The organism is Salinicola acroporae, from assembly GCF_003206615.1.
Taxonomy (GTDB): Bacteria; Pseudomonadota; Gammaproteobacteria; order Pseudomonadales; family Halomonadaceae; genus Salinicola; species Salinicola acroporae.
In genome coordinates, this window is record NZ_PZJW01000008.1 from 47503 (window position 1) to 61819 (window position 14317).

Genomic DNA, 14317 nt, shown 5'->3' on the forward strand with positions numbered 1-14317 from the left:
CATGGCGTCACACCAGGCTCACGCCCGACGTGCCAGTCGGGCGAGGAGCGCCTCCACCGACACTGCAAGCACCAGCACCAGTGCCAGCCAACGCCAGTCGAATCCCGCGTTCAGCACCCCCAGGGCATCCAGGAACACCATCACGATCGCCACCGGACAGACGTAGCGGACGGTGAACCGCCATAGGGCGTAGAGGGCCGATGGCAGCCCCAACTCCTCCTCGAGGCTCTCTCGGCGTAGCACGAAGCCGGCCAGCAGCGCCGTTCCCAGGCCGCCCAGCGGCATCAAAAAGCGCGAGGTCAGGAAATCCAGCCAGTCGAAGAAGTGACGTCCCGCCAGCTTCCAGTCCGCTCCGACATTGAACGACAGCATCGCCAGCGTGCTCACGATCCACAGCAGGACGCCGACGCCCCAGGCCGCCCTGGCCCGCGACAGGCCATGACTTTCGTTCAGCCACGCGACCGTGGCTTCGATCATCGAGATGGCGGAGGTCAGCGCGGCCACGGTCAGCATCAAGAAGAAGATCGTCTCGATCACCCCGCCCAGCGGCATCTGTTGGAATGCCAGCGGCAGGCTCATGAAGATGAGGCCGGGGCCGGAAGCCGGGTCCATGCCGTTGGCGAAGATCACCGGGAAGATAGCCAGCCCTGCCATCAGCGCCACCAGCGTGTCGCAGAGGGCGACCACCAGCGTGGTGCGGCCGATGGATCGATCCGCCGGCAGATAGGCGCCGTAGGTGAGAATCGCGCCGGAGGCCAGCGACAAGGTGAAGAAGGCGTGCCCCATCGCCGCCAGAATGGCCTGCCCGGTGAGCTTGCCGGGGTCGAAGGCGAACAGGAACTGCACGCCGGCACCGAAGCTGCCGGAGAACACCGCGTACACGATCATCACCACCAGCATGACCACCAGGCCCGGCATCATCCAGCGCACGCTGCGCTCGATGCCCGCCTGGACACCCAGCCCGACGATCGCCATCGTCGCCACGGTAACGAGCGTGCTCCAGAAGCCGAGATTCCACGGGTTGGCGTTGTTGGCACCGAAGATGGCCGCCATGCCCTCGACGCTGTCGGCTGCCAGTCCGCCACTGAGCGACTTCCACAGGTAGGAGACGGCCCAGCCGGCAACCACGACGTAGAACGACAGGATCATGAAACCGCACAGCATCGCCATCCAGCCAAGGCCCGACCACAGCCCGCTGCGCCCGGACTCCCGCACCACCCGCCGGATTGCATCCACCGGGCTGCCTCGGCCTCTCCGCCCCAATGCGATCTCGGTCATCATCACCGGCACGCCGATGGCCGCGATGCAGACCAGGTAAACCATGACGAAGGCGCCGCCACCGTATTCGCCGGTCATGTACGGGAATTTCCAGATATTGCCCAGGCCCACGGACGAGCCAGTCGCCGCCAGGACGAAGCCCCAGCGTCCCAACCACAGGTTCTTGGGTCGTGCGATTGCGGTCATGCTTCCTCTTTCGTTCCAGTGGACGGCCTGAATGTGCCAGCCCGTATCGAAGCCGGGTGCGGCGCAAGGAGTCGCCCGATGGCGGACGATGCGGCGGAGGATTGTAGCGTCGGCGCAGGACATGCGCGACCGGGTCGTGATTGTTAGGATGCCGGGGCTTGTGCAAAGCTTGGCCCACAGCGATGATCCCGCCCACTCGCCGGTCGGCATTACCGGCATCGATCGACAAGGAGATTCCGATGTCCCGGCACTTCGCCATTCTGGGGTTGGGCTACTTCGGCAGCACCGTTGCACGCGAACTGAAACGTCATCAGAACCAGGTGCTCGGCGTCGACGCCGACGAGACGCGGGTCGACGCGCTGTCGGACACGCTCGACCATGCGGTGATCGCCGACCTCACCGACGAGAAAGCGCTCGGCGAACTCTCGCTGGACGCCTACGACGTCGTGGTGATCGATGTCGACGACAATGTCGAGGCCAGCGTCACCTGCACGCTCCACGTCAAGGAGCTGGGCGCCAAGGAGATCTGGGCCAAGGCGCACTCCGATGCCCACTACAAGTTGCTCAAGCGGCTGGGCGCCGATCGGGTCGTCTACCCGGAATACGACGTCGGCGTGCGGGTCGCGGAGAGCCTCAACTATCATGCCATGGTCGATTTCATTCGGCTGGGCGAGCGCCAGTTCATCGTCGAGATCGAGACCACCGACCGTCTGGTGGAGAACTGCGCCAGCGTCGCCAACCTGTCGATCGACCCCGAGGCACTGTTCCTGGTCGCCATCAAGCGGGGTGAAGAGGTGATTCGCAATCCGGATGACGACACGCCACTACGCTCCGGCGACAGCCTGATCCTGATGGGCGACCTGCAGGCGCTGCGCGAAATTGGCAAACAGATATGAGCTGGTTGTCTTCATCTGCTGACCGCGACGGTCTCGAGGTGCTCGCAGGCCGTCCCGATGGGGACGCAGGAGCGCGCACGTGAGACGGTGGCAACGACTCAAGCAGCCCTTTCGCCGCGCCCCGCACGGCGGTGTGATCAGGCTCTCGCCGCCGGAAATACTGCTGCTCGGCTTCGCCCTGCTCTGCGCCGCCGGCGCCTTGCTGCTGTGGCTCCCGGGCAGTGCGACGCGCCCCCTGGCCTGGCACGAGGCCCTGTTCACGGCGACTTCCGCGGTCACCGTCACCGGTCTCAGCGTGATCGACGTGGGCAAGGACCTGACATTCATCGGCCAACTGGTGGTCCTGGTCCTGATCCAGGTCGGCGGCCTGGGTTTCATGACCTTTGCCGCACTGACGGTGCTGCTGCTGGGTACGCGACTGCCGCTGAGCCAGCAGAACCTGGTCCGCGAAGCGCTGGGAGAGATCGCCTTCAGCGACATCCGCGACCTGGTCAAGCTGGTGATCGCCTTCGCCTTCATCACCGAGACCATCGGCACGCTGCTGCTGGCCTGCCACTGGGTGCCGGAACAGGGGCTGGCGATGGGCCTGTGGCACAGCCTCTTCCACGCCGTCTCGGCGTTCAACAACGCCGGCTTCTCGACCTTTTCCGACAGCCTGATCCAGGAGGTCGGCAACCCGCTCGTCAATGCCACGGTGACGTTGATGTTCATCGTCGGCGGCTTGGGGTTCGTGGTCGTCAGCGATCTCTATCGTCATCGTCGCTGGTCGCGCCTGGCGATGCAGACCAAGGTCGTGCTGCTGGCCACGTTCTGGCTCAACGTGATCGCCACCGCGATCCTGCTCGGCCTGGAGTGGTCCAACCCGGGCACCCTGGGCGGTCTGGAAGATGGCTTCGCCAAGCTGCAGGCAGCCTGGTTCCAGGCCGTCACCCCGCGTACGGCCGGCTTCAACACCTTGGAGACCGGTGCGTTGACCGACGCCTCGACACTGCTGGTGATGGTGCTGATGTTCATCGGCGCCGGCTCCAGTTCCACCGCCAGCGGCATCAAGATCACCACCTTCGTGGTGCTGCTGCTGACGGCCCGCGCGTTCTACCGCAATACCGAGCACCCGACGGCCTTCGGTCGTTCGATCCCCCAGGAGACGGTGATCAAGGCGATCACGGTGGCGCTGGCCGGGGTGCTGCTGGTAGTGCTGACGCTGTTCGGGCTCACCATCACCGATGGCGACCAGTCGTTTCTCGATCTGGCGTTCGAGACCGTATCTGCCTTCGGCACCGTGGGACTCTCCCGGGGCATCACCAGCGATCTCTCGCTGCCGGGACAATTCCTGTTGGGGCTGACCATGCTGCTGGGCCGAGTGGGCCCGCTCTCCGTCGGCTATTTCCTGGCAACACGGCAGGCAAGAGGCGTGCGCTATGCCAGGGGCGAAATTCAGATTGGCTAGCCCCTGTTCACAGCGTGCGAGTCGCGAGCTGCCAGGCGACTAGCAGCATGATCGCGCCGACGGCGATATCGATGCCCTGCCACCATCGCGGGTCCTGAAGTTTTGGCGACAGCCAGTGAGCCATTCCGACCAGGCCGAAGAACCAGACCAGCGACGCCAGCGAGGCCCCGGCCACGAACCCGGCCGGACTCGGCTGCTGGCCACCGATGATGCCCAGCATCACCACCGTGTCCAGGTAGACATGGGGATTGAGCAGCGTGACCGCCAGGGTGGCCAGGATCACCGGCCTAGCCGCCGCCGCGGAGAGGTCGTTCGCGGTCGTTGCCATCTCCAGGCGCCGAGGGCGCCTTGCACGCCGGAACGCTATCGCCGCCTGCCACACGAGCCAGCCGACGCCACCCCACCGCGCCAGTTGCAGCGCGGTAGCGCTCGAAGTGATCAGCGGGGCGAGGCCCGCCACGCCGACGGCTACCAGCGCCAGGTCGCAACCGGCGCAGATCCCGGCCACCAACCAGCCGTGTTCGCGGCGCAAACCCTGCCTCAGGACGAACGCGTTCTGCGCCCCGATGGCCACGATCAGCGTGAAGCCGACCAGCAAACCCTGAATAACGGACGTGATCATGACGGTGTCTCGTATGACGGCGTGGATGCGCGGATTCGCATCATGCGGCGACATCGACTATTAATAAAAATGAATCAGCTAATGAGGTATTAGAAAACTTGATGCTGGACTACAAACTACTCGAAGCGCTCTCCGCCATCGTCGATCAAGGCGGCTTCGAACGTGGCGCCCAACAGCTCAACCTGACCCAATCAGCAGTCTCCCAACGCATCAAGCTGCTTGAAGCGCGTCTGGGCCAGCCGGTGGTCGTCCGCACGCCGCGCTTGCTGCCGACCCCGCTAGGCCAACGACTTCTCAATCACGCCCAGCAGGTACGGCTGCTGGAGCACGACCTGCTCGACCGGATCCCGGCGCTGGGCGAGGGAACGCAACGGCTCAGGTTGGCGATCAACGCCGACAGTCTCGCAACCTGGTGGGCGCCAACCCTTGGCGACTTCTGCCACCGTCGCGGGGTGCTGCTGGACCTGGTGGTGGACGATCAGGAGGTGGCACTGCGCCGCATGCGCGATGGCGAGGTGGCCGGCTGCATCTGCGCCACCGCGCGACCGGTCCAGGGGGCACGGTCGCGCGCCCTCGGTGCCATGCGCTACCGCGTCATGGCCAGCCCCGGATTCTCCGAGCGTCATTTCGCGGAGGGTGTCTCCCAGCAGGCGCTGGAGCGGGCCCCGGCGATTCTCTACGGACCGGAGGATCGTCTGCATCAGCGCTATCTCGATCTGCACGGTTTCAAGGATCCGTTTCCGCACCACCTCTGCCCGTCATCGGAAGGCGTGCTGCACATGACGCTCGCCGGTATCGGCTATGCCATGATCCCCGAGTGCCAGGGTAGTGACGGGCTGTCGAGCGGCGACCTGGTCGATCTCGACCCGCAGCGCCCGTTGGATGTACCGCTCTACTGGCATTTCTGGCGTCACGGCGGCGAGCTGCTCGATGCCCTGACCGCGCACCTGTTGTCTGCCGGCGACACGTGGCTGAGAGCGCCGGAAGCGACGACGACCGCCCCAGCCTGATCGGCAGCACGTCGCACAAAGGCGACATTTTCCCTGTGGTAGAAAGACTTACGTCATTCACGGACTTGCGAATGGCAGCCCAGATCCTAAACTGAAGCGATCATCGGGCACCGCCGAACATCGGGGCGGGTCGATGGAACACCGTGACACAAGGAGCAGTGACATGAGCAAGACGATGGCAACGACACCGATCTGGATGGCATTGGCCGGCCTCCTGACGCTGGGCACTCTCGCGGGTTGCGCCAGCGACAGCAGCTCGGTCGAGAAGGAGGCGACTCGCTATGTCGTGACCGGACTGGGCGACGACCAGGACGAGGCGATGAGCAACGCCAAGGAGCGCGCCCTGGAACAGTGCGAGGCGCAGGACTACGACAAGTTCGTGATCGTGAAACAGCAGACGATGGGACCCGGCGAGGACTCGAGCAAGGCCGCCAGCACCAATGAGCAACTCGAGGGTGCAACGGTAGACGAGGATACCGAACTCCAGGCCGCCACCCAGGAAGGCGATGGCTACAAGGTGACCTGGACCATCCGCTGCGGCTGATCCCCTCTCGCCGGCCGTCGAGGCCGGCGGCTACCTCCCAAGCCTTGATTACCGGTCGACGCGGCTCCGGCTCCATCCGGACAACGGACCCGCGGAGGGAAGACCGGGCCGCGTGGCCAAGCCAGAAAGCGGCGAAAACGGACCGGCTGGCGAACCGGCCACGCGGTATCAATGGGGCCATGACACGCCTCGCTCGCCCCTTGGAACGTCCAGGGTATCGTTCAGTGAGCCGGTGTTTGATCCGATATGGGTGAGTGTCGGCGCTCTTCAGGCGGCATTGGTGTCAGACAGCGTTAGCGGCGCAGCGCCTCGACGCTCTCGACCTTGTCGTCCATGCGTTGCTCTCGGTCCGTCCGCGTTCCCATCTTCAGCGTCGTGGTGATACGCGGCGCTCCCATCGCATGAACCCCTTCGTGGCATGCCTTGACCACGGCCATCACCTCATCCCACGGCCCCTCGATGTTGGTGCCATAGGCATGCATTCGGTGATGGAGACCGGACGCCTCGATGATTCGCTGGCATTCAGCCACGTGGGTCGACACCGAGACCCCGACCCCCAGCGGCACGACGCATAGATCGACGATGACGTGCATGATTTCGCTCCTCTGATCGGTTTTTTCGTTGCGCGGTGCTGTGCCGTTTGTATCCGGGCCCCGCCGAACAGTGGATTCGAACGGGCCGATCCAGTGTATCGATGCCACGGATCCTCTGTAAAAAGCGCAATCCGGTCTGGACTATCGTGACAATAGCGCTAGGCTTATTGACGGCAAAGATGTTAGCACGCAATGTAAATATGGCTAATACCATCATGGCCGGGCCATGTCTGACCGTCGGCAAACACGACTGCTTCGGATATCGCATGGCCAGTAGGGAACAGGGACCGTGGCGCACCACGCCCCCGCCGCCATAGCTTGATCCTTCGGGCCGTTTCAAGCGAGTGGAAAATGACCGAAAAAACGCGTCAGCGCGGTCGAATCCGCAAGTCAGATGGTTATTTTTCGTCGTTCGAACGAAACGATGTTTTCAGGCGGCCGGGGGACGCATTGCGCCCCTTGCTAGGAAACAACATGACCAGTAATACGCCTATCGCCCCCGTCGCGTTGCCCGATACCCGCGCCCGCCAGACCCTCGAGAGAATGCTCGAGGGCTCCGGCGTCACCCTCAATGGCAATCAGCCCTGGGACATCCGCGTCCACCACCCCGATCTTTTCTCGAGAGTCATCCGCCAAGGTTCCATCGGCTTCGGCGAAGCCTACATGGATGGCTGGTGGGAGTGCGATCGTATCGACGAGATGATTCACCGCCTACTGCGCCACGGGCTCGGCAGCATCGCGCATACCACGGCCGAGCGCGTCGTCTACAAACTGCAGTCGAGCCTGATGAACCTGCAGAGCAAGGCAAGGGCCTATATCGTCGGCAAGGAGCACTACGACTTCGGCAACGATCTCTTCACCCGCATGCTGGACGAGACGCTCTGCTACTCCTGCGGCTACTGGAAGGAAGCCCGCACGTTGCACGAGGCCCAAGTCGCCAAGCTCGATCTCGCTTGCCGCAAGCTCGATCTCGAGCCCGGCATGCGAGTGCTCGACATCGGCTGCGGCTGGGCCAGCTTCGCCGAGCACGCCGCCCGCCAGTACGGCGTCGAAGTCACCGGCATCACCATCTCCGAGGAGCAGGCAAAGCTGGGCCGTGAACGCTGCGCCGGGCTGCCGGTGGAGATATTGCTTGAGGATTATCGCGAGCTCAGCGGCGAATTCGACCGTATCGTGTCGATCGGCATGTTCGAACACGTCGGTCAGCGCAACTACGCCACCTACTTCGATACCGTCAAACGGCTGTTGAAGCCCGGTGGCCTGTTCGTGCTGCATACGATCGGCTCCAACACCAACGATGTCAGCGTCGACCCCTGGATCAACAAGTACATCTTCCCCAACGGCATCCTGCCCTCGATCCAACAGGTCGCCGATGCCAGCGAAGGCAAGCTGGTGATGGAGGACTGGCAGAACTTCGGTGCCGACTACGACACCACGCTGATGGCATGGCAGGAGAACCTGCTCGCCCACTGGCACGAGATCGCCGACAACTACGGGGAGCGGGTCAAGCGGATGTTCCTCTACTATCTCGGCTCCTGCGCCGGCGCCTTCCGGGCGCGGGATCTTCAGCTATGGCAGGTGGTCTACTCCAACGGTCGCGGGGGTCGTTACGACTCGCCGCGCTGATACGAGCGACGAGCGACGAGCGACGAGCGACGAGCGACGAAGATTATCGAAGGGCGCGACCCACGTGAGAAAAAAGGGCCTGCCATAGCAGCAGGCCCTTTTTCTTTGCCCCACTTCATCGCCGCGAGTCTCCCAAGGGGCTTGCCCCTCGCCATCATGAGCGGAAGGGTCATCAAGGCTCGGCCAGCAGTATGCCGATCCTGGCGAATCCAACCCTGAGCCCGTTATCTCCAGGCCCGCCAAAGCGAGCCTGGCCGATCACTCCACCGGAGCCGGGGTCACATGAATCCCGAACAGGCTGGCTTCGCCGCTGCCCCGACCGGTCTCCTCGGGAGCCACTGCCTGCCCCTCACGCACGATGACGTGACCGCCCTGCCCCTGCTGGCCGCCGATCACGCTGCCGACCAGGTAGGTGGGAAAGATGCTCGGGTCGTTCTCGTAGTTGGGGTTGTGGATCAGGCCGATCATCTGGAAACGCCCGCGGGTGTTGCGCAACGACTCCAGCGAATCCTGGATCAGGCGGCGGTGGGAGAGCTTGGAGAACAGGCCATCGAGCAGGATGACACTCTCGCGGCTGGCACGGGCCCGACGCTTGTGACTGCCGGGTAGTTCGCGCAGCTCGCGCTCGATGGCGAATTCGGAAAGCTTCACCAGCCACATCAGCGAGACCGCTTCGCGCTGGCCTTCCGACATATCCTCGTTGAGCGAGAACAGCCGGCCGTGGGGACGGATAGCATCGTGCTTCAGGCGGATGGTGACGTCGCAGAACAGCCCGCGGTAGATGCGTCGGCGAATCTGGCGAGTCAGTTCGTCGTCGCGGCCGCCCTTGGCCTGCGCACCGTCGCTGGCCTGCTCGAGGCGCCGCCGCTGGACCGCGAGATGGGCGTCGATGTCCGCCAGCAACTGCTGGATCAGCTCCCGCACCGACTCGTCGGCGATCAGGTCGGCCTTGACCTCAAAGTAGGCGCCGCCCCCGCTGGAGCGTTTCGCGACACGCTTGAGAATCTCCAGATTGCCGGCCGCGTCGATGATGATCGAACTCAGGCGCTCGACCAGGGTGTCCTCGATCTGCTCGCGAGACGCGTGCAATCGGGCCACGCGCTGGCGATGTTCGTCCAGTTGCCCTCCCAGCTGGCGGTGCAGGCCGCGCAGCGACTCCAGCGCCGCGTGGCTGACGCCCTCCAGCGTATCCAGCCGCGCGCGTTCGGTTTCGTTGAACAATCGGCTGGCACTGGCCGACTCCAGCGACAAGGCCAGCGCCTTCTCCCGGGCCGTCACATCCCGGGCCTGACGCTCCCGATTGCGGGCACGCTCGCCGAGGTTGAGCCCGCCCAACCCTTCCAGCAGAGTCTGCTGACAGGTCTCCAGGGCCTCGAGGTCGAGCGCGGCGGCATCCGTCTCTTCGCCGGGATCATCCAGTGCCGACGCCAGCCACTGGCACCACTCGTCCATGGCCGCGTCGAGCCGTGGCGCGTCGATACCCACCGCCGGCCAGCGGGCCGTGGCATCCGCGGCGGCACGTTCCAGCCAGCCCTCGGGCAGTTGACGCAATACCTCCAGCCACGCCACCGCCAGCTGATCCACCACCATCAGCGCCTGCTGGTGACGGGCCACGCGGGTTTCCACCACGCCCTGCTCGCGGCCATTGGCCTTGCGTCGCTCCCGCGCCTCCTTGAGCGACTGCTTGAGGCGGCCGATGTCGCGTTCCAGGGTGCGATTCCCCCCCTGATCGTCGCGGACTTCCAGAAATGCCCGGATCCGCGCGAAATCGAAGTCGGCTCGTCGACTGGCCTGGGCCAGGGCGGCCGCCAGCGCCGTTTCCCGCGCCTCGGCATCGCGCATGAAGCCCGGCCCCTCCTCGGCGACGAATGCCGCCAGGCGGCGCAGACGTTCACGCTCCCCATCCGCGAAAAGCTGACGCAGCTGCTCGCGACACTCGTCGCGACGGGCGTTCAACTCTTCGCTCTGCAGCGCGATTTCGGCGAACCGTTCCTCGTGCTCGGTCAAGGTTTCGGTCAGCGCCGCCAGACTGGCATCGATCTCCTCCAACCGCTCGACACCACCGGCCGCAGCGAATCGCTCCGCCGCCAGCCAGAGCTCACCGTGGCTCTCCAGTTCCCTGGCGGCCTGCTCGCGCTGCGGGCTCAGCGTCTCGATACGAGCCGCGGCGGCCTCGCTCTCCTCGACGGCCGCGTCCAGCGCGGGTTCACCGCCCTCCTCGAGGAAACGCTGGAAATCGTCGATCGATTTCATCGCCGCTTCGCTCAAGCGCGGCTCGAGCGCCTGTCGCTCGCTCTCCGCCCGATCGCGCTGCTCTTCCAGCGCCGCCAGTTGCACTTCGACATCCTGGCTGACCGCTTCGTCGGCCTGGAGCGCAAGATGGAAACGCTCGCCGTGGGGATCGAGGCGCTGGACCTCGGCTTCCAGCGCCAGCCGGCGTTCACGGTCGACCGCGAGACGCTGCTGGGTCTCCTCTCGCAACGCAGTCAGATAAGCAGGATCGAGCGCGGCCTTGACCGCCAGCGTCTCCACGCCTTGCACCGCCCCCAGCGGCAACTCGCCACGTGCCAGCGTTGCCTGCAGACGACCGGCCTCGAGCACCGGAACGCCGCAGCCGGCATCGACCAGACACTGCGACGCTTCGCGGGCGTAGTCCTCACCTTCGACCACCGGCGCGAACAGCTGGCCGGCAGCCTGGGCCAGCCAGTCGCGGCGCTGACCGTCTTCCGCCTCGATACCGGCCAGCACCTCGTGGAGGGGGCGGAAGGCGATCTCCCGGGCATCGAGACACGCGCGGGCTTCGGCCTCGGACGCGAGCCGGGCCAGGGGATCGCCACTCAAGCTTTCGAGATACTGCTCGCGCGCGTCGATGGCGGCAGCCAGTGTCTCCTGCTCTCTCAGCAGGCGGGGATAGCGCGCCTTGGCATCCTTGAGCCAGGCCGACGGCGCCTGTTCGCTCAGCTCCCGGAAGTCGTGCAGCGCCTGCCGCAGGATGCCGAGCTGCTGGGCCTGCTGGTCGAGTCGATGCAGCCGGTCCTGGGCTTCCCGTGACTGGCGATAGAGCGTGTCTCGCAGGTGTACCGGCGAGGCTTCGCCGTGCCAGTGACGATAACGCTCGGCGGCGTCCCTGAGCGGCGCCAGCCGTTCGAGGCGCGCCTTGGCATCGCTTTGGGCTCTCCGGCTCTCGGCCAGCGCCTGTTCGTGTGCTGCCAGCGCGTTCTTGCGCTCGCTCCAGAACCCCACCGCCGAATGCTCGGACCAGCGTTCGGCGAAGGTCTGCCAGGCCTGCCGGCCGGAGGCCAGCGGCGCCAGCTCCCCTTCCAGGCGCTGGCGCTGTTCGCGTCGCGCCTGCAGCGCTTCGCGAACACTCTCGCGCTGGCTATCCAGTGAGTTTGCCTGGGCGTCCCAATCGTCAAGCTGCGCTTCCAGGTGCTCCCGCTGCGCTTCCTTGGTCGCCAGCAGTTCGTCGGGTGAGCTATCGGGATGTTCGGCAAGGAACGCTTCGTACCACTGCGCCGGCTGCTTGAGCTCGCCCATCCGCCCCAGGTGGTCGGCATGCGCCTTGCGGGCCTCGGCCAGCCTCGCCTGCGCGCTCTCGCGGGTGGCTTCCGGCGTTTCCAGTTCGGCCTCGGTGAAGAGCCCCTCGGCCAGCGCCTGGGTGTAGACGCTCTGGTTGTCGATGAAGTCGCGCTGGCGCGATTCCAGCTGCTCGCGCTCGTGCTCCAGCCGCTCCATCTCCTCGTCGAGCTGTTCGGCATCGAGACGCAGCGAACGGCGATACTCGCGGTCGGCGATCACCTCTTCGCGGAAACGGTTGCCATCCATCGACTCGAACGCCTCGGCGGCGTCGTCGAGCAGGCCGAGGGCACGATAGCGGGAGGCGTCGTCATTGAAGGCGTGGCTGTCCGCCAGCCAGGCCCGCGCCTGGTCGAACGAAACATGGCCGATGTCGCGGGCCGTGGTCCAGGTCGCCTGCGGCAGGTGGATCAGACGACGATGCGTGTCGACTCGCGCGCCGCGCTCGGAGAGCGCCAGCCGCACGTTGCGCTCGGCCTGACGCGACAGCTTGGCCAGCAGCCAGGTGGAGACCCGCGGCCGTTCGGTATCGCCGGCCACCCACGCAAAGCCAACCGCGTTGTCGGCCACCTCCTTGGCGGGCTCTGCCTGCTCGACGCTGCCGCTGCCTCCCGGCAAGCCCTGCAGCGGCGCCAGCGCCTGCCCGCCGAGCAGCCGCTCGGCCTCGAGCAGCGAGGCATCGAGCTCGGCCAGCTGGCGGCGCGCCTCGAGCAGGCCCTCGCCCTCTTCGTTCAGGGTGGCCAGCCGCTCGACCTTGTCGCCGGCGCGCTGCTGGTCGCTTTCGGCTTCCGCAAGCCGATGGCGCAGCTCGGTAATCCGGGTGCCGGAATTGAGGATCACATCCTCGATCAGTTCCTCTTCCTCGTCGGTCTCGCCGCGAGTCGCCCCGGACAGGATCTGTGGCGCCAGCACCTCGTAGAAGAACGCCTGGTCGGCCTTCTCGCCGGCCCGCGGCTTGATGGCATTGAATATCTGGCTCTTGTCGGCGCCGCCCTCCTTCTGGAATGCCGCCATCTGCGCCAGCTCACGGCGTGAGATATGCGCTCCCACCGCTTCCAGCCACTCCTCCCGGTTGTGGGCCCGGGTCACTCCCTGGGCGCGCATCGTGCTCTGGAAGTCGGCATTGGCGTAGAGCGCCAGCTTGCCATCGCGGGTGATGTGATGCACCGGCACGTCGGCCAGCCTGCCCGGATAGTGGTAGAAAACCAGCCCGCTGCCATCGCTGTAGCCGTACATGCCGAACACGAAGGTCTCGCCGGAGACTTCCTCGCCGGCGACGGCCAGCATATCGTCCTGCTGGCTGGCGCTGTCCTGGGCGCGAAACTCGACGCGCAGGTGTGTCCAGCTGCGGCCCTCGCCGTTGACCTTCGACGGCGAGCACTTGCGCCGAGTCCGGGTCAGGAGCTGGCGATCCCGGGAGAGCATGCCGATCAAGGCCTCGGCCATGGTGGTCTTGCCGAAGCCGTTCTCCATGCTGATCGCGCTCGACTGCCCGCGCAGGTCGAGCAGCAGATGACGCATCTTGGCTTCCCAGGGCGAGGCGATGTCACCGTGCTTGTTGAGCAGGTTGGCGATCTCGATACGGTTGATGACACTCACCGGCGATCCTCCTCGGCGTTCTCGGTCGTCGATCCATCCGCCTCTTCCGATGGCTGGTCGAACATGTCGGCGGCGCGTGTTCCGGACTCTTCGCCGTCATCGGGGTCGGCATCTCGAGCACCGACGTCCGCATCCTGCACCGGCGCCTCGTCGGCGCGGTCCTGCCCGGCACCCTCGAAGGGCCGGTCCGAGGGCTCGGTGGAAGTCAGCTCGATCAGGTGGGTCAGGTGGTTGACCCCGATCTGCTCGGCCTCCAGCGCGCCCAGCAGGGTCTGCTGCCAGACGTCCTCGTCGGCGGCTTCGCGGACCGCCTCGAGATGACCGGCACGCACCAGCAGGTCGATGAACGCCTTGACCCGGCGCGGGATGTCCTCGCCGCGCTCGTCGAGCAGCACCCGGCTGTTCTCCGGTGCCCGATCGCCCAGACCGCGCAGCGTCTCCAGTTGATCGCGCACCAGTTCGACCAGCTCGCGGGTGACGAACGTGGCCTCCTGATAGCGGCTGACATCGGAGAGCGCGCGGTTCAGCCGGGTGTAGATCAGGGTGTGCAGCAGCAACCACAGCTGGAGGTACCACAATGCCAGCTCGGCCCGGCTCTCCTGGCGCAGCTTGAGCGCCTCGAATACCGCTTCACGGGTATAGAGCGGCGGCTGCTCGAGCTCGGGATCCGGTAGCAGCGCGAAGAAACGCGATCCCGGCGCGATGCCCGGATAGTCGCCAGACTCGAACGCCTTGAGCCGCAAGCCCTGGCCAGCCAGGAAGTCCCGCAGCGCCTCGCGCTCGTTCTCCTGGGCGTCGTCGATCAGGGCACAGACGTCGCGCTCGGAGAGCTGGCCCTCACGCGCGGCGCGGCGCTTGCGGCCACCGCTGGGGACCCGTTCCGCGGTTCGGTAGCGCAGCAGATAGGCAACGACTTCACCCATTTCCATCATGTTCATCA

Annotated in this window: 10 protein-coding genes; 5 read left to right on the plus strand and 5 right to left on the minus strand. The window is 65.7% G+C overall.

All coding sequences use genetic code 11. The features are described 5' to 3' along the window. Positions 1–18: 18 nt before the first annotated feature. Positions 19–1464 (minus strand): sodium-dependent transporter, encoded by a 1446-nt coding sequence (locus DOM54_RS14180; protein WP_110716969.1) that lies wholly within the window; start codon positions 1462–1464, stop codon positions 19–21. Positions 1465–1703: 239 nt separating this feature from the next. Here DOM54_RS14180 and DOM54_RS14185 point away from each other — a divergent pair, with 239 nt between their 5' ends. Next, entirely contained in the window at positions 1704–2360 is a 657-nt protein-coding gene (locus DOM54_RS14185) for a potassium channel family protein (protein WP_162302622.1), read from the plus strand. A gap of 79 nt (positions 2361–2439) precedes the next feature. Beyond that, positions 2440–3807, plus strand: a complete 1368-nt coding sequence (locus tag DOM54_RS14190; RefSeq protein ID WP_110716970.1) for a TrkH family potassium uptake protein — start codon at positions 2440–2442, stop codon at positions 3805–3807. 7 nt (positions 3808–3814) lie between these two features. Here DOM54_RS14190 and DOM54_RS14195 read toward each other — a convergent pair whose 3' ends face one another. Further along, positions 3815–4429: a LysE/ArgO family amino acid transporter gene (locus tag DOM54_RS14195; protein WP_110716971.1), complete on the minus strand. Its 615-nt coding sequence runs from the start codon at positions 4427–4429 to the stop codon at positions 3815–3817. Positions 4430–4530: 101 nt separating this feature from the next. Between DOM54_RS14195 and DOM54_RS14200 the strand changes: the two genes are divergently transcribed. Continuing rightward, positions 4531–5439, plus strand: a complete 909-nt coding sequence (locus tag DOM54_RS14200) for a LysR family transcriptional regulator ArgP (RefSeq protein WP_110716972.1) — start codon at positions 4531–4533, stop codon at positions 5437–5439. A gap of 163 nt (positions 5440–5602) precedes the next feature. Further along, positions 5603–5983, plus strand: coding sequence for a hypothetical protein (locus DOM54_RS14205; RefSeq protein WP_110716973.1), 381 nt, complete (start codon positions 5603–5605; stop codon positions 5981–5983). A 293-nt stretch (positions 5984–6276) separates the two neighbouring features. Here DOM54_RS14205 and DOM54_RS14210 read toward each other — a convergent pair whose 3' ends face one another. Further along, positions 6277–6576 carry an MTH1187 family thiamine-binding protein gene (locus tag DOM54_RS14210; protein WP_110716974.1) on the minus strand — a complete coding sequence of 100 codons (300 nt, stop codon included), beginning with the start codon at positions 6574–6576 and terminating at the stop codon, positions 6277–6279. Between the two features lie 474 nt (positions 6577–7050). Between DOM54_RS14210 and cfa the strand changes: the two genes are divergently transcribed. Continuing rightward, positions 7051–8202: a cyclopropane fatty acyl phospholipid synthase gene (gene cfa, locus DOM54_RS14215; protein ID WP_110716975.1), complete on the plus strand. Its 1152-nt coding sequence runs from the start codon at positions 7051–7053 to the stop codon at positions 8200–8202. 258 nt (positions 8203–8460) lie between these two features. On the opposite strand, the gene DOM54_RS14220 is transcribed toward cfa, so the two are convergent. Together DOM54_RS14220 and DOM54_RS14225 are read right to left on the minus strand one after the other, a co-directional pair. Then, the gene (locus tag DOM54_RS14220; protein ID WP_110716976.1) at positions 8461–13377 is read right to left on the minus strand and encodes a coiled-coil domain-containing protein; all 4917 of its coding nucleotides are present in this window, start codon (positions 13375–13377) and stop codon (positions 8461–8463) included. Continuing rightward, positions 13374–14315 carry a hypothetical protein gene (locus tag DOM54_RS14225; RefSeq protein WP_240613913.1) on the minus strand — a complete coding sequence of 314 codons (942 nt, stop codon included), beginning with the start codon at positions 14313–14315 and terminating at the stop codon, positions 13374–13376. Before DOM54_RS14225 ends, DOM54_RS14220 begins: the two co-directional genes overlap by 4 nt. Between the last annotated feature and the right edge of the window lie 2 nt (positions 14316–14317).

Bases quoted from the DNA above. Each gene is read 5' to 3' on its own strand.
- DOM54_RS14200 (WP_110716972.1), top strand. From the start codon at position 4,531: ATGCTGGACTACAAACTACTCGAAGCGCTCTCCGCCATCGTCGATCAA.
- DOM54_RS14205 (WP_110716973.1), top strand. From the start codon at position 5,603: ATGAGCAAGACGATGGCAACGACACCGATCTGGATGGCATTGGCCGGC.
- DOM54_RS14210 (WP_110716974.1), bottom strand. From the start codon at position 6,576: ATGCACGTCATCGTCGATCTATGCGTCGTGCCGCTGGGGGTCGGGGTC.
- cfa (WP_110716975.1), top strand. From the start codon at position 7,051: ATGACCAGTAATACGCCTATCGCCCCCGTCGCGTTGCCCGATACCCGC.
- DOM54_RS14225 (WP_240613913.1), bottom strand. From the start codon at position 14,315: ATGAACATGATGGAAATGGGTGAAGTCGTTGCCTATCTGCTGCGCTAC.
- DOM54_RS14180 (WP_110716969.1), bottom strand. From the start codon at position 1,464: ATGACCGCAATCGCACGACCCAAGAACCTGTGGTTGGGACGCTGGGGC.
- DOM54_RS14195 (WP_110716971.1), bottom strand. From the start codon at position 4,429: ATGATCACGTCCGTTATTCAGGGTTTGCTGGTCGGCTTCACGCTGATC.
- DOM54_RS14185 (WP_162302622.1), top strand. From the start codon at position 1,704: ATGTCCCGGCACTTCGCCATTCTGGGGTTGGGCTACTTCGGCAGCACC.